Source organism: Candidimonas humi (assembly GCF_019166065.1).
Lineage (GTDB): Bacteria > Pseudomonadota > Gammaproteobacteria > Burkholderiales > Burkholderiaceae_B > Candidimonas > Candidimonas humi.
This window is the reverse complement of the sequence record NZ_JAHTBN010000008.1, coordinates 139,441-156,507: the sequence shown is the minus strand read 5'-3', so window position 1 is coordinate 156,507 and position 17,067 is coordinate 139,441. Positions and strand designations below refer to the sequence as shown.

The 17,067-nt window shown below is 66.2% G+C and carries 16 protein-coding genes and 1 tRNA gene; 12 read left to right on the top strand and 5 right to left on the bottom strand.

Features of this window, described 5'->3' with window-relative positions:
* Nucleotides 1–32: 32 nt before the first annotated feature.
* Nucleotides 33–692 carry a 3-oxoacid CoA-transferase subunit A gene (locus tag KVP10_RS16875; protein ID WP_217965794.1) on the top strand — a complete coding sequence of 220 codons (660 nt, stop codon included), beginning with the start codon at nucleotides 33–35 and terminating at the stop codon, nucleotides 690–692.
* Nucleotides 693–702: 10 nt separating this feature from the next.
* Nucleotides 703–1,341 (top strand): 3-oxoacid CoA-transferase subunit B, encoded by a 639-nt coding sequence (locus KVP10_RS16870; protein WP_217965793.1) that lies wholly within the window; start codon nucleotides 703–705, stop codon nucleotides 1,339–1,341.
* A 75-nt stretch (nucleotides 1,342–1,416) separates the two neighbouring features.
* Here KVP10_RS16870 and KVP10_RS16865 read toward each other — a convergent pair whose 3' ends face one another.
* Nucleotides 1,417–2,211, bottom strand: a complete 795-nt coding sequence (locus KVP10_RS16865) for an RNA methyltransferase (RefSeq protein ID WP_217965791.1) — start codon at nucleotides 2,209–2,211, stop codon at nucleotides 1,417–1,419.
* Between the two features lie 104 nt (nucleotides 2,212–2,315).
* Between KVP10_RS16865 and KVP10_RS16860 the strand changes: the two genes are divergently transcribed.
* From KVP10_RS16860 to KVP10_RS16850, 3 genes are all read left to right on the top strand, one after another.
* Nucleotides 2,316–3,101, top strand: a complete 786-nt coding sequence (locus tag KVP10_RS16860; protein WP_217965790.1) for an inositol monophosphatase family protein — start codon at nucleotides 2,316–2,318, stop codon at nucleotides 3,099–3,101.
* A 99-nt stretch (nucleotides 3,102–3,200) separates the two neighbouring features.
* The gene (locus KVP10_RS16855; protein ID WP_217965789.1) at nucleotides 3,201–4,781 is read left to right on the top strand and encodes a TerC family protein; all 1,581 of its coding nucleotides are present in this window, start codon (nucleotides 3,201–3,203) and stop codon (nucleotides 4,779–4,781) included.
* Nucleotides 4,782–4,869: 88 nt separating this feature from the next.
* A complete protein-coding gene (locus KVP10_RS16850) occupies nucleotides 4,870–5,730 on the top strand; it encodes an undecaprenyl-diphosphate phosphatase (protein ID WP_217965788.1) in 861 nt (286 codons plus the stop codon).
* 55 nt (nucleotides 5,731–5,785) lie between these two features.
* Here the strand turns inward: KVP10_RS16850 and KVP10_RS16845 are convergent, their stop codons facing one another.
* From KVP10_RS16845 to KVP10_RS16835, 3 genes are read right to left on the bottom strand one after another with little or no spacing between them, the layout of a single operon-like run.
* On the bottom strand, nucleotides 5,786–6,571 hold the full coding sequence (locus KVP10_RS16845) for a UDP-2,3-diacylglucosamine diphosphatase (RefSeq protein ID WP_217965787.1): 786 nt from the start codon (nucleotides 6,569–6,571) through the stop codon (nucleotides 5,786–5,788).
* Between the two features lie 17 nt (nucleotides 6,572–6,588).
* Complete coding sequence (locus KVP10_RS16840) at nucleotides 6,589–7,239, bottom strand: peptidylprolyl isomerase (protein WP_217965786.1); 651 nt, start codon at nucleotides 7,237–7,239, stop codon at nucleotides 6,589–6,591.
* 53 nt (nucleotides 7,240–7,292) lie between these two features.
* Nucleotides 7,293–8,090, bottom strand: coding sequence for a tetratricopeptide repeat protein (locus tag KVP10_RS16835; protein ID WP_246600769.1), 798 nt, complete (start codon nucleotides 8,088–8,090; stop codon nucleotides 7,293–7,295).
* Between the two features lie 162 nt (nucleotides 8,091–8,252).
* On the opposite strand from KVP10_RS16835, the gene cysS reads away from it, so the two are divergent.
* The 6 genes from cysS to KVP10_RS16805 all read left to right on the top strand — a co-directional run bounded on the left by cysS (nucleotide 8,253) and on the right by KVP10_RS16805 (nucleotide 14,113).
* Entirely contained in the window at nucleotides 8,253–9,710 is a 1,458-nt protein-coding gene (gene cysS / locus KVP10_RS16830) for a cysteine--tRNA ligase (RefSeq protein ID WP_217965785.1), read from the top strand.
* A 16-nt stretch (nucleotides 9,711–9,726) separates the two neighbouring features.
* Nucleotides 9,727–10,371, top strand: a complete 645-nt coding sequence (locus KVP10_RS16825; RefSeq protein ID WP_376810977.1) for a DNA-3-methyladenine glycosylase family protein — start codon at nucleotides 9,727–9,729, stop codon at nucleotides 10,369–10,371.
* A gap of 36 nt (nucleotides 10,372–10,407) precedes the next feature.
* Nucleotides 10,408–11,373, top strand: a complete 966-nt coding sequence (locus KVP10_RS16820; protein WP_217965781.1) for an acetyl-CoA carboxylase carboxyltransferase subunit alpha — start codon at nucleotides 10,408–10,410, stop codon at nucleotides 11,371–11,373.
* A 58-nt stretch (nucleotides 11,374–11,431) separates the two neighbouring features.
* A complete protein-coding gene (gene tilS / locus KVP10_RS16815; protein WP_246600779.1) occupies nucleotides 11,432–12,421 on the top strand; it encodes a tRNA lysidine(34) synthetase TilS in 990 nt (329 codons plus the stop codon).
* Between the two features lie 141 nt (nucleotides 12,422–12,562).
* On the top strand, nucleotides 12,563–13,825 hold the full coding sequence (locus KVP10_RS16810; protein ID WP_217965779.1) for an aspartate kinase: 1,263 nt from the start codon (nucleotides 12,563–12,565) through the stop codon (nucleotides 13,823–13,825).
* 195 nt (nucleotides 13,826–14,020) lie between these two features.
* Nucleotides 14,021–14,113 (top strand) — tRNA-Ser (locus KVP10_RS16805).
* A gap of 194 nt (nucleotides 14,114–14,307) precedes the next feature.
* Here the strand turns inward: KVP10_RS16805 and KVP10_RS16800 are convergent.
* Nucleotides 14,308–15,228: a LysR family transcriptional regulator gene (locus KVP10_RS16800; protein ID WP_217965778.1), complete on the bottom strand. Its 921-nt coding sequence runs from the start codon at nucleotides 15,226–15,228 to the stop codon at nucleotides 14,308–14,310.
* 272 nt (nucleotides 15,229–15,500) lie between these two features.
* On the opposite strand from KVP10_RS16800, the gene KVP10_RS16795 reads away from it, so the two are divergent.
* Nucleotides 15,501–16,976 carry an aldehyde dehydrogenase family protein gene (locus tag KVP10_RS16795; protein ID WP_217965777.1) on the top strand — a complete coding sequence of 492 codons (1,476 nt, stop codon included), beginning with the start codon at nucleotides 15,501–15,503 and terminating at the stop codon, nucleotides 16,974–16,976.
* Nucleotides 16,977–17,067: the final 91 nt, after the last annotated feature.

Here is a 17,067-nt window from a genome sequence, read left to right as displayed (position 1 = left end):
AGCGGGGCAACGCCTGCACGAATCGAGGCAGCATGATTTCCAAACTGTTTCCCAGCGTCAAAGATGCGCTTGCCGATATCCCCGACGGCGCAACCATCATGGTCGGCGGCTTCGGCATGGCCGGCCAGCCTCTGGAATTGATCGACGGCCTGCTCGAGCAGGGCGCCAAAGACCTGGTCATCGTCAACAACAATGCCGGCAACGGCGAAACCGGACTGGCGGCGCTGCTGGCGGCCGGCCGCGTGCGCAAGATCATCTGCTCGTTTCCGCGCCAGGTCGACTCGCAAGTGTTCGACGGCCTGTACCGGGCCGGCAAGATCGAGCTCGAACTGGTGCCGCAAGGCAACCTGGCCGAGCGCATCCGCGCCGCGGGGGCCGGCATCGGCGCCTTCTATACGCCCACCAGCTTCGGCACGCCGCTGGCCGAGGGCAAGGAAACCCGCCGCATCAACGGCCGCGACTATGTGCTCGAATACCCATTGCACGCCGACTACGCCTTCATCAAGGCCTTGCGAGCCGACCGCTGGGGCAACCTGGTGTACCGCAAGACCGCGCGCAACTTCGGGCCCATCATGGCCACCGCTTCTAAGGTGGCCGTGGTCCAGGTCGGCGAGGTCGTCGAACTGGGCGGGCTCGACCCCGAGGCCATCGTGACCCCGGGCCTGTTCGTGCAACGTGTCGTGACTATATAAGGGGGCCGCTATGAACCGTCTGAATCGTGAGCAAATGGCGGCGCGCGTCGCCCGCGACATCCCCGAGGGCAGCGTCGTGAACCTGGGCATAGGGCTGCCGACCAAGGTCGCCAATTATCTGCCCGCCGACCGGGAAATCATGCTGCATAGCGAGAACGGCGTCATCGGCATGGGGCCGGCGCCGGCTCCGGGCGAAGAAGATCCCGATCTCATCAATGCCGGCAAGCAGCCCGTGACGCTGCTGCCGGGCGGCGCCTTCTTCCATCATGCCGATTCCTTCGCCATGATGCGCGGCGGCCATCTCGATGTCTGCGTGCTGGGCGCCTTCCAGGTGTCGGTCAACGGCGACCTGGCCAATTGGCACACGGGCGCGCCCGACGCCATTCCGGCCGTGGGCGGGGCGATGGACCTGGCCATCGGCGCCAAGTCCGTGTACGTGCTCATGGAACTGCTTACCCGCGAAGGGCAGAGCAAGCTGGTGGAAAAGTGCACGTATCCGCTGACCGGCGTGGCCTGCGTGTCGCGCGTCTATACCGACCTGGCGGTGTTCCAGTTGGGCGGCGGGCGCGTGGTGCTGCTGGACGACATGGCCGGCGTGGGCATCGAAGAGCTGCGGCGCCTGACCGGGCTCGACATCGCCGCGGCCTGAGGCGCGGGCATAGGCAGCGGCGGTCCATTGCGGCCGCCCGCCGTCCGGTCCTCGAGCAGCAGCTATTCCTTCTTTCTATTCCTTGGCCGTGTTTCCGGCCCCGTGCCTTGCGGTCTTGATCATGGCCGTGCACAGGCCGCGCAGCATGTCGACTTCGTCGTTGCTGAGCTCGTTGCGCGAGAACAGGTGGCGCATGCGCGGCACCAGCTTCTTGGGGTGGCGCGGATCCAGGAAACCCACATCTTCCAGCGCTTGTTCCCAGTGCGTCAGGAAGGCCTGGACTTTTTCATTGGAAGCCGGCTCGTCGCCTGCTTGCGGATGGCCTTCGGTATTGGGCAGCAAGGGCAGCTCGGCGCCGACGGCCAGCGCATAGCGCAGTTCCCAGGCGGCGAGCTGCAAGGCCTGCGCCACGTTCAGCGAGCTGTATTCGGGGTTGGCGGGAATATGGCAGATGCGCTGGCACAGCGCGATGTCCTCGTTGGTCAGGCCCGATCTTTCGGTGCCGAGCACGATGGCCACCACGCCTTGCGGATGCGCGCCCAGGTGTTCCTGCGCCAGGCCGGCCGCCACGCGGATATCGCAGGCCGGCGGACCTATGAGCCGCGGCCGCGCGGTCAGGGCGAATGCCAGGGTGACGGGCGCCAGGGCCTCGGACAGGCTGGATACGACCTGGGCCCGGGCCAGCACGTCGGCGGCGCCGCTGGCCAGCGCTTGCGCCTCGGGCTGCGCCGGCATGTCGGGCAGCCGCGGGGCCACCAGGCAAAGTTCGTGGAAGCCCATGGTCTTGATCGCGCGGGCCGCCGAACCGACGTTTCCGGGATGGCTGGGCTGCACCATGACGAAGCGTACGCGGGAAAATGGCTGAGTCATTTAAAATACCAAGTCCAGGCGGGCGCGGGCCTGCGGCTGCGGCATGATGCCGGGCCGCAAGACGCCCTGCAGCGCCTGCGTTTTATAGTCAATTACGGAATTTTATGCACCCGATGCTCAATACCGCCATCAAGGCGGCGCGCCGTGCCGGCACGATCATAAACCGTGCCAGCCTCGACCTGGAGCGCCTGCAAGTGGCGCGCAAGGGGCCCAAGGATTATGTCACGGAAGTGGACCAGGCCGCCGAAGAGGCGATCATAGAGGTGCTGCGCACCGCCTACCCGGAGCATAGTTTCCTCGCCGAAGAGTCCGGCGATACCCCGGCGCCCGGCGCGGGCGACCGCCCCGAATTCCAGTGGATCATCGATCCCCTGGACGGCACTACCAACTTCATTCACGGCTTCCCCATCTACGCGGTGTCCATCGCGCTGTCCCATCGCGGCCAGATCACCCAGGCAGTCATCTACGACCCCGCGCGCAACGAGCTCTTCACCGCCAGCCGCGGCGGCGGGGCGTTCCTCAACGACCGCCGGGTGCGCGTGTCGGGGCAGACCCGCTATTACGACGCGCTGGTGGGGACGCACGTGCCGGGTTCGGCCGGGCCCGCAGTGCCCGCCTCGCGCTACGGCAAGCTGCTGTCCGAATGCGCCAGTGCACGCCGCATCGGGTCCACCGTGCTCGACCTCGCCTATGTGGCCTGCGGGCGCCTGGACGGGTTCTGCGGCGCCCGCCTCAAGCCCTGGGACATGGCGGCCGGCAGCCTGCTGGTTCTCGAGGCCGGCGGCCTGCTGGGCGATTTCGAGGGCGAGCAAGGCTGGATGCAGAGCGGCAATGTGCTTGCCGCCACGCCCAAGATCTTTCCCCAGATGCTGGCGTACCTGCAGGGCTGAGGCCGGCCATGGCACAAGTTCGCGGCCGCGCCTGCGCGGCAGGTTTGCGGCGGCCGGCGGCCCGATGACAAGGCGGCGCATCAACCGCGAGGTCTGTTGATGGAATGGATCTTCAGTCCTGCCTCCTGGGTCGGCCTGCTGACCCTGGTCGTGCTGGAAATCGTTCTCGGCATAGACAACCTGCTGTTCATCGCCATACTGGTGGACAAGCTGCCGCCGGCGCTGCGCGATCGCGCGCGGGTGACCGGCCTGCTGCTGGCGCTGCTCATGCGGCTGGTGCTGTTGTCGGTGATGTCGTGGCTGATCAGGCTGACCACGCCGCTGTTCGACCTGGGGCCGCTGTCGTTTTCGGGACGCGACCTGATACTGATACTGGGCGGCTTTTTCCTGCTGTTCAAGGGCACGGTAGAGCTGCACGAACGCATCGAGGGCACCACGGCGCATGCCTCCGGCGAGCGCATGCATGCGGGCTTCTGGGTCATCGTCACCCAGATCGTGGTGCTGGACGCGGTCTTCTCCATAGACGCCGTCGTCACCGCCGTGGGCATGGTGGATCACCTGGCCATCATGATGCTGGCGGTCGTCATCGCCATGGGCATCATGCTGGTGGCCTCCAAGCCCCTGGCGCGTTTCGTCAATCGGCATCCGACGGTGGTGGTGTTGTGCCTGGGCTTCCTGCTGACCATCGGCTTTTCGCTGCTGGCCGAGGGTTTCGGCTTCCCGGTGCCCAAGGGCTATATCTATGCCGCCATCGGCTTCTCGGTGATGATCGAGGCCCTGAACCAGTTGGCGCGCCGCAACCTGCGCCGCCGGGAGGCCGGGCGGCCGCTGCGCGAGCGCACCGCCGAGGGCGTGCTGCGCATGCTGGGCAAGCGCCCGCTCGAGGCCCCGGAACTGCGGGCGGCCGAGCCCGAAGTGCCCATGCAGGCATTCAATGCCGAAGAGCGCAATATGGTCAGCGGCGTGCTGACCCTGGCCGAGCGTTCCATCCATTCCATCATGACGCCGCGCACCGAGGTGTCGTGGATAGACCTGGATGATGATCCGCTGGTCCAGCGCCAGCAGATCGCCAAGACGCCGCACAGCTTCTTCCCGGTGTGCCGCGGTTCGCTCGACGAGGTGGTGGGCATAGGCCGCGCCAAGGAAATGATCGCCGACCTGATCACGCACGGCCATATTCGCATGGCGCAGTTGCGCGAACCCGTCGTCGTGCTCGAGTCCGTAGGGGTGCTGAGCCTGATGGAAACGCTCAAGCGCTCGCGCGGCCAACTGGTGCTGGTGGCCGATGAATTCGGCGAGATACTGGGCCTGGTCACGCCTATCGACGTGTTCGAGGCGATTGCCGGCGAATTTCCGGACGAGGACGAGGTGCCCGATATAGCGCCGGAAGGCCCGGACCGTTGGCGCGTCGACGGTGCGGCGGACCTGCATCATCTGGAACAAGTGCTGGACGTCGACGGCCTGATCGACGACGAAGAGGGATATTCGACCCTGGCCGGCTACCTGCTCGAGCGCTTCGGCCACCTGCCCAAGCCCGGCGACAGCTGCGTGCTGGAACGTCCCTATGCCGATATCCGTTTCGAGGTGCAGCGCCTGGACGGCCGGCGCATTGCCAGCGTGCTGGTAGAGCGCCACTGGCGCTCGCCCGGCGAGGAAGAGGCGGCGACAGGCTCCGGCTGAGGCCGTTTCCCGCAACACGAACCGGCTCTCCGAGCTGCCTCTTCGACACGCACCGTTTTTCCAGCTCCACACGAGGATCCAGACCCGCATGAGCGAACACACCCTGTACCTGCTGAAAGCCCTGTTCCTGGGCTTGATCGAAGGCTTTACCGAGTTCATTCCCGTGTCCAGCACCGCCCACCTGCTGCTGGTGGGCGACTGGATCGGTTTTTCCTCCGGAGCCTCCAAGGTCTTCGAGGTGGTGATCCAGCTGGGCTCGATCCTGGCGGTAATGTGGGTGTTTCGCGCACGCCTGGCGCGGCTCATCGGCGGCACTTTCAGCGGCGTGCGCAGCGAGCTGGCGTTCACCCGCAACCTGATCGTCGCCTTCCTGCCCGCGGCCGTCGTGGGCGCGCTGGCGATCAAGTACATCAAGGCGCTGTTCCATCACCCCGGCGTATTCGTGGTGACGCTGATCCTGGGCGGCCTGATCATGCTCTGGGTTGAACGCAAGCCGCATTTTTCCAAGCGTGCGGGTGTGGCCGACGAGAGCGCTGCGGACGCCCACGCCACGGCCCGCACGCTGGAGTCCATCACCTGGAAGCAGGCGCTGGCCGTGGGCTGCGCGCAATGCCTGGCCATGGTGCCGGGCACTTCGCGTTCGGGGTCCACGATCATCGGCGGCATGCTGGCCGGCATCCAGCGCTCGACGGCCACCGAGTTTTCGTTTTACCTGGCGATGCCCACCATGCTGGCGGCCAGCGCCTACGACCTGTACCGCCACGGCGCGGCCCTGACGGGCGAAGAGGCCACGGCCATCGCCATAGGCTTCGTCGCCGCCTTCGCCAGCGCGCTGGTGGTGGTGCGGGCCGTGCTGCGCTTCGTGGCAGGGCACACCTACAGGGTGTTCGCCTGGTATCGCATCGCCCTGGGGCTGGTGGTGTGGGGCTGGCTGGCCCTGGGCGGCTGATACCGATTGGCGCCCGGTCCTCTTTGGAATCCCGAACTGCGTAAGGCAGCGGCGCTCAGGCGGCCATGGGTTCGCCCGACAGGCCGTACAAACTGGGTCCGTCGCGGTCGATGACCAGCCAGCCGCCGCGCGGCGGCTCGGCATGGTCGCAATCCCAGTCGGGCAGCACGATGCGGGTCCGGGGGCGCGCGTCGACTTCCAGGCGATGCACGGCCGGGCGGTGCGTGTGGCCGTGCACCATGAGATCCACGCCGCTGCGCCTGTAGGCCTGCGCCACGGCTTGCGGGCTGACGTCCATGATGCGGCTGCTCTTGCTGCGGTTGGCCGACATGCTGCGGGCCCTGGCCCAGCGCGCGATGGTGCGGCGTGTGCCGCGGCCCAGGCCCAGGAACAGGCGCTGCACCGTGGGGTTGCGCACGATGCGCCGGAAACGCTGGTAGGCGCGGTCTTCGATGCAGTATTCGTCGCCGTGCGACAGCAGCAGTTCGCCGCAGTCGGCGGCCAGGCACACTACATCGGGCAGCAGGCGCGCGCCCAGGTGTTCGGCCAGGATGCGGCCCATCAGGAAATCGCGATTGCCGCGTCCCAGCCACAGCGGCATGTGCCGCCCCAGTTCGCGCAGGCGCTGCAGGACGGGGGCGAGCCAGTCGGCGGGTTCCAGTACCGCCAGATCGTCGCCGATCCAGGCATCGAAGATATCGCCGCACAGCAGCAGCGCGTCGGCCTGGCCGCGCGCCCGGTCGAGGAATTCCAGGAAGGCCGCGCAGGTGGCCGGCACGTCCGGCCCCAGGTGGATGTCCGAGGCCAGCCAGATGCGGCCCGGTATCCGGATTTTGTCCAAGTCGTGTACGAGGACGCTTATTCGACGACGCTGGCTTTCTCGATCACCACGTCCTCGACGGGCACGTCTTGGTGAAAGCCCTTGTTGCCGGTCTTGACGGCCTTGATGCGGTCGACCACATCGGTGCCTTCGACCACTTTGCCGAATACGGCATAGCCCCAGCCGTTGGGGGTGGGCGAGGTGAAGTTCAGGAAGTCGTTGTCGGCCACGTTGATGAAGAATTGCGCGGTGGCGGAGTGCGGGTCGGCGGTGCGCGCCATGGCAACCGTGTAACGGTCGTTTTTCAGCCCGTTGTTGGCCTCGTTGTCGATCGGCGCGTGGGTGGGTTTTTGCTTCATGCCGGGCTCGAAGCCGCCGCCCTGGATCATGAAGTTGTTGATGACGCGGTGGAAGATCGTGCCGTCGTAGAACCCTTCATTGACATAGGAGAGGAAGTTTTCGACCGTCTTGGGCGCTTTTTCGGCGTCCAGCGCGATGACGATATCGCCCATATTGGTATGCAGCTTGACTTTGGGGGATGTGCTCATTGCGGGTTTTCCTTGGTGGGTGGTTGAAGGGGCCGCCTGTGCGGCGCCGGCCGTAGCCAGAGCGAGAGCGGCCGTGCAGGCCAGGAAGGCATGCCGCGCCGGAAATTCCAGAAGACGGCGCAGATAGCGGAAGAAACGCATGATGATGCTGGCTCGGATTGTTGAGGCCGGGCGCGCCCGGCCGGTGGAAGAGGTTATTTCTGTATTACGGCCTGGGTTTCCCGGGCCCTGGCGCGCGCCGCGCCGTCGCCTTGCCTGGCCGCCCGGTCGAAGGACTGCTGCGCGAGCATGAGCTGTACCTGGCCCAGGTTGGCGGTGGCCGTGGTGTAGCCGGGATCGGCGGTGAGCGCCATCTGCAGCGCGTCGCGGGCCATTTCCAGCTTGCCCTGGCGCAGGTATTCGGCGGCCAGGTTGTTCCACGGTTCGGGGAGTTCGGGGTACTGCACCGTCATGTGGCGGTACAGCTCGATGGCTTCGTTGTGCCGGCCGAGCGCCGACAGCGCCCGCGCGTGCAGGAACATGAGCTGCACGTCCGTGCCCAGCCCGCCCTCGGCCTGTTCCTGGGCGATGCGCTTCTGGATGACGTCCAGGGCCGCGGCCGCCTTGCCCTGGTTCAGCATGGTATTGATGCGGTCGGTGATTTGCGAAGGGGTAAGGGGCAACTCGGTGTTGACGCTGGGTGTCAGCGCCTGCAGTATGTGGGCCAGTGCCTGCCAGCCGCCGTCGGGCTTGTGGGATTCGCCGAACAGGTCGGAACTGGTGGTGCCGGCCGGCACGTTCAGGTGTACGGTGTGCGCGCTGCCGGGGGCCATGCCCTGCGCGGCGCCCTGGCCCGAGGCCGACATGGTGGCATTCAGGTCCACATTGGGCTGGAGCCCGGCCGCCGGGGCCTGGGCATATGCCGGCCCGACGGCGGCAAGCCCGGCGACCAGCAGGGTCATGGAACAGCACACTGAGCGGAACAGAAACACGGACTGCGTACCTATCTTCAAAGGGGTTGTTTCAGCCGGGCCGGATTCTTGTTTTCTGGCCGCTTGCTATACTTATCGACCACCATTTTAGCCTTGGTTCCGGCCTGGGCGGCTTTCCGGCTTGGCGGCCGGCGCGTCGCCGCGAAGCCGGGCCACGATCCATCCCGGAGGCCGGCTGCGCGCATGCTGCACATTTATAACACCCTTTCCCGCAACAAGGAGCCCTTCAAGGCGGTCGAGCCCGGAAAGGCCCGCATGTATGTCTGCGGCATGACGGTCTACGATTTCTGCCACCTGGGGCACGCGCGCATGCTGGTCAGTTTCGACGTGGTGCAGCGCTGGCTGCGGGCCAGCGGCTACCAGGTCGAATACGTGCGCAATATCACCGATATCGACGACAAGATCATCCGCCGCGCCGTCGAAAGCGGGCGCCGCCTGCACGAGGTGACCGAGTTCTACATAGAGGCCATGCATGCCGACGAGCGCGCGCTGGGGGTGCAGCCGCCCGACGCCGAGCCGCGCGCCACGCGCTACGTGCCCGACATGCTCGACATCATCGAGCGGCTGCGCGTCAAGGGCCTGGCCTACCAGGCCGACGACGGCGACGTGAATTATGCGGTGCGGGGCTTTCCCGGCTACGGCAAGCTGTCGGGCAAGTCGCTCGACGACCTGCGCGCCGGCGAGCGGGTGGCAGTGGCGGCGGGCAAGCGCGATCCGCTGGATTTCGTGCTCTGGAAGTCCGCCAAGGAAGACGAGCCTCCCGAATCCAAATGGCCCTCGCCCTACGGCCTGGGTCGGCCTGGCTGGCACATCGAGTGCTCGGCCATGAGCCGCGCGCTGCTGGGCCTGCCGCTGGACATCCACGGCGGCGGCCCCGACCTGAAATTTCCCCACCACGAAAACGAGATCGCCCAGACCGAGGGCGCCTTCGGCGGGGTGCTGGCCAATATATGGATGCATTGCGGGCCGCTGATGGTGGATTCCGACAAGATGTCGAAATCCCTGGGCAATTTCCGCACTATCCGCGACACGGTCTCCGGCGGGGCCGCGCCGGCGGCCGACCAGGCCGACTACCCGGTGAACCTGCGCGAGGCCGAGATGCTGCGCTTTTTCATCGTGCGCAATCACTACCGCAGCGTGCAGAACTACACGCCGGATAATCTGCTCGATGCGCAGAACGCCCTGGATCGCCTGTACCAGACGCTGCACAATGCCGGCCCGGCGAACCGCGAGCCGCTGGCGATCGACTGGCAGCATCCTTCGGCGCAGGCCTTCCGCGCGGCCATGGACGACGATTTCAATTCTTCCGGCGCGGTGTCCGTGCTGTTCGAGCTGGCCGCCGAAGTCAATCGCAGCGGTTCGGCGCAGGCCGCGGGGCTGTTGCGCGGCCTGGGCGGCGTCCTGGGGCTGCTGCAAGCCGACCCGGAGGCCTACCTGCAGTCTCCCAGCCGCTACCAGCGCGGAGCCGTCGCGGGCCCGGCGCTGGACGCCGACCGGGTCGAGGCCCTGATCGAGGCCCGTGCCGCGGCCAAGGGGCGGCGCGACTACGCCGAGGCCGACCGCATCCGCGCCGAACTGCGCGAGGCCGGCATCGAGCTCGAGGACAAGCCGGGCGGCCTGACCCAATGGCGCAGGGCGTGAGGGGCGCGGCATGACCATACATTCCGCTGCCGTAACCGCCGACAAGCCGACATTCTGGGACGAGGCTTCGGCTCACCTGATGAAGCGCGACCGCATACTCAGGAAACTGATCCCTGGCCTGAATTCCGAATGGCTGCTGCCCACTGCCACGCCCTTCATTACCCTGGCCCGCGCCGTGGTCGGCCAGCAGGTGTCGGTCAAGGCCGCCGACTCGACCTGGGCCCGCCTGCTGGAACACTGCGGCCGCCGGCCCACGCCGGCCGCCGTGCTGCAGACCGAGGCGCAGTTGCTGCGCGATGCCGGCCTTTCCAAGCGCAAGACCGAATACATCTACGACCTGGCGCGGCATTTCGCCGAGAAGAAGATCCGTCCGGCCGCCTGGGCCGACATGGACGACGAAGCCGTGGTCGCCGAACTGTGCGCCATCCGCGGCATCGGACGCTGGACAGCCGAGATGTTCCTGATTTTCAACCTGCAGCGTCCCGATGTGCTGCCATTGGACGATGCCGGCCTGCTCAAGGCAATTTCGCTACACTATTTCAGCGGCGAGCCGGTCTCCCGCTTCGAGGCGCGCGAAGTGGCGCAGGCCTGGGCGCCATGGCGCACCGTCGCGACATGGTATCTGTGGCGCAGCCTCGATGCGGCCGCCATTCGGGAATGACCCGCGGCATCCCCAATCTTCCGGACAACAGCATATATGCGTAATACTTTCCTCGAATTCGAACAACCTCTGGCCGAGCTGGAAAACAAGATCGAGCAACTGCGTTTCGTCCAGACCGATTCCGCGGTCGACATTTCCGAGGAAGTGGGGCGCCTGCAGCAAAAGAGCCAGACGCTGGCCAAGAGCATCTATGCCAAGCTCACGCCCTGGCAGACCGCGCTGGTGGCGCGCCATCCGCAGCGCCCCTATACCTTCGACTACGTGCGCGAGATCTTCACCGATTTCCACGAGTTGCACGGCGACCGCATGTATGCCGACGACCAGTCCATCGTCGGCGGCATGGCGCGCTTCCACGGCACGGCATGCATGGTGATAGGGCACCAGAAAGGGCGCGACACCAAAGAGCGGGCCATGCGCAACTTCGGCATGCCGCGCCCGGAGGGCTATCGCAAGGCGCTGCGCCTGATGCGCCTGGCGGAAAAATTCCAGTTGCCCGTGTTCACTTTCGTCGATACCCCGGGCGCCTATCCCGGCATCGGCGCCGAAGAGCGCGGCCAGTCCGAAGCCATAGGACACAATCTCTATGCCATGGCCGAGCTGCGCGTGCCCATCATCAGCACCATCATCGGCGAAGGCGGCTCGGGCGGCGCGCTGGCGATCGCCGTGGGCGACGTGGTCATGATGCTGCAATACGCCACCTACGCCGTCATTTCCCCCGAAGGCTGCGCCTCGATACTGTGGCGCAGCGCCGACAAGGCGCCGGTGGCCGCCGAGGCGCTGGCCATTACCGCGCCGCGGCTCAAAGAACTGGGCCTGATCGACCGCATCGTCAACGAACCCGTGGGCGGCGCGCACCGCGACCCGGTCATGATGGCGCGCCAGCTCAGCCGCGCGCTGTCCGATTCCCTGCGCCAGGTCTCGGGCCTGTCGCACGAACAGCTCGTCGAACATCGCCTGCAGCGCCTGATGTCCTATGGCCGCTTCCAGGAAACCCGCGCCTGAAGGTCCGGCTGCCGGGCCCGTCCCGGGTTTCCAGGGCTCGGCCCTGTTGCTGCGGGCCCTGGCCGCCGGCATCGCCGGCTTGCCGGCTGCGCCCCGATCCCTGGCCGTAGGCTTGAGCGGCGGCGCCGATTCCGCCATGCTGGCGCTGCATGCCGCCCTGTACGCGGCGCGCCACGATACGACGCTGCATTTCTTCCATGTCCATCACGGCCTGCAGGCGCAGGCCGACCGCTGGCGCGACCACGTCCACGACCTGGCGCTGAGCCTGCATGTGCCGTGCCACAGCCTGCGCGTGGCGGTCGACGTCACGCGCGGCGACGGCATGGAATCCGCGGCGCGCGAGGCACGCTACCGGGCATTCGCCAGTCTGGCACGGCAGACCGGCGTGGTTCATATTTTGCTGGCCCATCACCGCGGCGACCAGGCCGAAACCGTGATGCTGCGCCTGCTGCGCGGCACCGGCCCGCAAGGCCTGGCAGCCATGGCGCCGTACTTCCGGCGCGACGGCATCTGCTACCTGCGGCCCTGGCTGGATATCGACCGCGCCGAAATCCTGGCGCAGGCCGAAGCGTACGGGCGTCTCAGCGGCTGGCATCCCGTGCACGACCCCAGCAATGCCGACGACCGCTACACCCGCGCCGCCGTGCGCGAACGCCTGGCGCCCGAGCTCGACGCGCGCTGGCCTGCATGGCGCGCCAATCTCGTGCGCCACGCCCGGCTCAGCGCCGAGGCGCGACAGGTGCTGGAAGAAGTGGCGGCCGACGATCTCGCCGGCCTCGAACCCGCGGCGGACGGCGCCAGCTTTTCGCTGGCCGCCTGGCGCCGCCTGTCCGAGCCGCGCCAGGCCATGGTGCTGCGCTACTGGCTGGCCAGCCGGGGCCTGGCCATGCCCACCGAGGGACGGCTGCGGGACTGGATGCGCCAGTTGCGCGGCCTGCATGCGCTGGGGCACGACAGGCAGATGCGCGTGCGCCATGGCGAGGTGTGGATCCGCTGTGTGCGGGGCAGGGTGATGCTGGCCGCCGCCGAACCCGGCGAAAACAGCTAAAATAGTCAACTTTGCCCGCCGGGGCCGTGATGTGCACGCTTATCGGTTGCGTCCGATCGGCGCCCATACCGGTGGCCCGGCACAGGCATTTTCGTCTTTTGCGGGCGCAGGCCCGGCAAAATATCGTAGACAGAGTGAAAGATGTCCCTGATCGTTCATAAATACGGCGGCACGTCGATGGGCTCGGTAGAGCGCATCCAGAACGTGGCGCGACGCGTGGCCAAGTGGCATGCGGCCGGCCACCAGGTCGTGGTCGTGCCTTCGGCCATGTCCGGCGAAACCAATCGCCTGATCGGCCTGGCCAAGGAAATCCAGCCCCAGCCCGACGGGCGCGAGCTCGACATGCTGGCCTCGACCGGCGAGCAGGCCAGCAGCGCGCTGCTGGCCATGGCCCTGCTGGCCCAAGGCGTGGCCGCGCGCAGCTACACCGGATGGCAGGTGCCCGTGCGCACGGATTCCGCCTATACCAAGGCCCGCATCGAATCCATCGACGACGAGCGGCTGCGCGCCGAGCTGGACCTGGGCCGGGTGGTCATCGTCACGGGCTTCCAGGGCATCGACGATCTGGGCAACATCACTACGCTGGGCCGCGGCGGTTCGGATACCTCCGCCGTCGCGGTAGCCGCCGCCCTGCAGGCCGACGAGTGCCTGATCTACACCGACGTCGATGGCGTCTACACCACCGATCCGCGGGTGGTGCCCGAGGCGCGCCGCATGTCCGTGGTGTCCTTCGAGGAAATGCTGGAAATGGCCTCGCTGGGCTCCAAGGTCCTGCAGATCCGCTCCGTGGAGTTCGCCGGCAAGTATCGCGTCCCCGTGCGCGTGCTCTCGTCGCTGACCGACCCCATGATGCCGCTCGAGGAAGAAATGACCTCGGGCACGTTAATCACTTTCGAGGAAGACCAGAAAATGGAAGCCGCAGTCGTTTCGGGCATAGCGTTCAGCCGCGACGAAGCCAAAATCACCTTGTTGGCCGTGCCGGACACCCCGGGCGTGGCCTATTCGATCCTGGGCCCCGTGGCCGCTGCCAACATCGACGTCGACATGATCGTGCAGAACCAGTCGGTGCGCGGCACGACCGACTTCTCCTTCACCGTCAACCGCAACGATTTCGTCCGCGCGCTCGATCTGCTGAAGGACAACGTCGCCCAGGCCGTGGGCGCGGCCGAGGTCGTGGCCGACGACAAGGTCTGCAAGGTGTCCATCGTCGGCATCGGCATGCGCAGCCACGTCGGCGTGGCCAGCCTCATGTTCCGCACCCTGTCGGAAGAGGGCATCAACATCCAGATGATCAGCACCAGCGAGATCAAGACCTCGGTGGTCATCAGCGACAAATACATGGAGCTGGCCGTGCGCGCCTTGCACAAGGCGTTCGGCCTGGACCAGGACAAGAGCGCGGCCTGATCGGCTGCGCAGGGCGGAGACGGAGGGATTCGAACCCTCCGTACGCATCGATGCCGTGGCGCATGTGTCGGCACCTGTATCGCGGCTTGCGCCGCCCCCCGGTTTCCCCGGCTTCCAGGCCTGCACCGTTGGCATACATGCCGCTAGCGCCAGCCGGAAACGCCGGATTTCCATGTTAGAATTGCTGACTCTTTTGGAGACGTGGCCGAGAGGTTGAAGGTACTCCCCTGCTAAGGGAGCATACGGCTTATACCCGTATCGAGGGTTCGAATCCCTCCGTCTCCGCCAGACATGAAAAAAAGCCCCTGAGAAATCAGGGGCTTTTTTCATGTCTGCGGGTTCGTTTGCAGCCGCGCCGGCTCTACTTCATCGACCGGGGACCGGGGCACTCATCATCCTCGATCAATCGGCTCCCGCTCGTTGACGGCGCCTCTTCCACACTATGGGCATGGCCTGCAGCATCGGATGGCTTGCGATCGGCATTACTTTTGTATCTTGCTCGACCATGCCGATATCCATGGCGCAAGAAAGTCCGCAAAGCCGTTCGTGGCGGGCGACAAGGCCCGCGCCTTCGACCGGTAGAGGCAGACCCTGCGCAGGACTTCGGGGTCGTGGACGCGTTTTATTACCAGGCCGTAGGCACGGGCCATGACGCCCACGTACGCCGGCGCCAGCGTGGCCGCCAGGCCTTGTGCGGCAATGCCGAGCGCGGTCGAGATATTGTCGACGATGTCGATGGGTGTGACGCGCTCGTGTTCGGGAGTGCCCACCCGCATCTGGGCCACGCTGTGTTCGTGATCGCGGCCGGCGGCAACCAGGGGCAAATTGCGCAGGTCTTGCCAGAGCAGCATGCGCTTGCGCGCCAAGGGGTGCGTGCGGGCGCACCAGCATACCCATAAGCTGTCGAACAGAGCCTCCCTGTGGACGCCGTCGGTCACGGCGCGATCAGGGCCTACAGCCAAGTCCACGTCTCCATTCGCCACTGCATCCACCAGGGTCTCGACCGGCAGGTCGCGTATGCGGATGACGACCTTGGGGCGCTCGGCCTGGTAGGCCCGGATTGCAGCGGGCAGCGCCGCGCTGGCCAGCACCATGGAAGCGCCGACACGCACCACGCCCGCCGCCTGGTTGCGCACGTCGTCGGCCGCGCTTTCCGCGCCATGCACATGCCGCAAGAGAGTCTCGGCCGAAGGCAGGAAATCCCGCCCGGCGCTGGACAGCAGGACTCGCCTGGTGCTGCGGTCGAACAGGCGAAAGCCAAGCACGTTTTCGAGCTCTGCCACCAACTGGCTCACGGCCTGGGGAGTCAATGCCAGGCGCTGGGCGGCGCCGCCGAAACTATGCAGTTCTGCGACGCAGGCGAAGGCCTCTATCTGACGCAGGGTGAAGCGGGTAAGGGACATGGCGTGCTTATTATCAACTAAAAATTGATAATAGCCGAGAATTTATTGTTTGTTTGAAACCCGCCCGAACAGCGAAACTTTCTGCCTGGCATGTGTGCCGCCGGCGCTTCTTGCCGGCGACGAGAACGGATAGGTGCCGGACTCGCCTTGTTTGCCAGCGCTCCGGCAGGTGCGCGGGGCCGGGCGAAGCATAGGCGCGAGGCCTTGCGAGGGTTCTCGACCTTTACTCTCGCCGATGGCTGGTTCGTGATTGGGAACAATGGGGTTTTGCTATGAGTCCATCCAGGATAGACATTGCAGGCGTTTCGGTATCGCCGCAGCATTACATCAATGGCCGGCGTGTCGCTTCCAGCGAGAGTTTCGAGCTGTTCAGTCCCATAGACCAAAGGCCTCTGGGCCGCATCAGCGAGGGCCTGGACGAACACGTCGAGGCAGCTCTGCAGAGCGCCGGCGCAGCCTTTCCGGCCTGGGCGGGCTTGACTGCGGCCGAGCGCAAGCCCTACCTGGATCGTTTCGCCGATGAAATCGGCAGGCGCGCCGATGAGTTTTGCCGGCTGGAAAGCACCGACGCGGGTGTCCTGCTGTCGCGTATGCGCCATGGCGTCGTGCCTCGCGCCAAGCTGAACATCGCATGGTTTGCGCAGCACGCCCTGGATCTCCAGAACCAGCCGATCGAGACGGACCAGGCGCACCACATCGTCAGGCACGATCCGGCCGGCGTGGTGGCCATCATCACGCCCTGGAACGCCCCGCTGATGCTTTCGACCTGGAAGCTGGGGCCCGCGCTGGCGGCGGGAAATACCTGCATCCTCAAGCCGCCGGAGTGGGCGCCTTTGACCTGCTCGCTGCTAGCCGATGCCGCGGACGCAGCGGGACTGCCTCCCGGCGTCCTCAATGTGGTGCAAGGCACAGGCGCAAAAGCGGGGGCCAGGCTGGTTGGCGATCCGCGCATCGCCCGGGTGTCTTTCACGGGCAGTGTTTCCACCGCCAAATGGATTGCGCAGGCGGCGGGCGCCAATCTGGTGCCTTGCAGCCTGGAGCTGGGCGGCAAGAGCCCTTTCATCGTGCTCGAGGACGCCGATGTGGACAATGCCGCCGCCACGGGGGCGCTGATGTATCGCAATGCCGGGCAGGTCTGCCTGGCGGGCACGCGTTTCCTGGTGCACGAAAATATCGCGCAAAAATTCATCGATGCCATGCGCGGATATGTCGAGAAGCTGGTGGTGGGCGATCCGCGCGACGAGGCCACGGAGATCGGTCCCATCATCCATCCGCGCCAAATGGAGCGGGTACAGGGATTCGTGCAGCGGGCACTTGCACGGGGCGCCAAGCTGCTGTGGGGTGGCGACAGGCATTCCTTCGGCGCCCAGTACTTCCAGCCCACCATGCTGACCGGCCTCGAACAGGACGATGAGATCGTGCAGAACGAAGTGTTCGGCCCGGTCCTGACGCTGCAGACCTTCAAGACCGATGCCGAAGCCCTGGAACTGGCCAATGGCACGGATTATGGACTGGGCGGGGTTTGCTACGGCCAGACCGACCACGCCACGGACATGGCGCAAAAAGTGCGTACGGGCTTTATCTGGGTGAACAGCTTCGGCATTCGCGATCTCGCGGCGCCGTTCGGCGGCATCAAGCGCAGCGGCATCGGGCGCGAGGGCGGGCACTGGAGCTTCGAGTTCTTCTGCGACGTGAAGGATGTAGTGGTACCCAAAAAACCTTTTCGCGCGAGCTTCAGCCAGCGCTGAGGCGTACACCTTGCCGGAGCCAGGCATGTCGGTTCGTCATTCCCGGCAGGTACGGCCTCCGGGAGCGCCGAAAACCCCCGAGTCGGCCGTC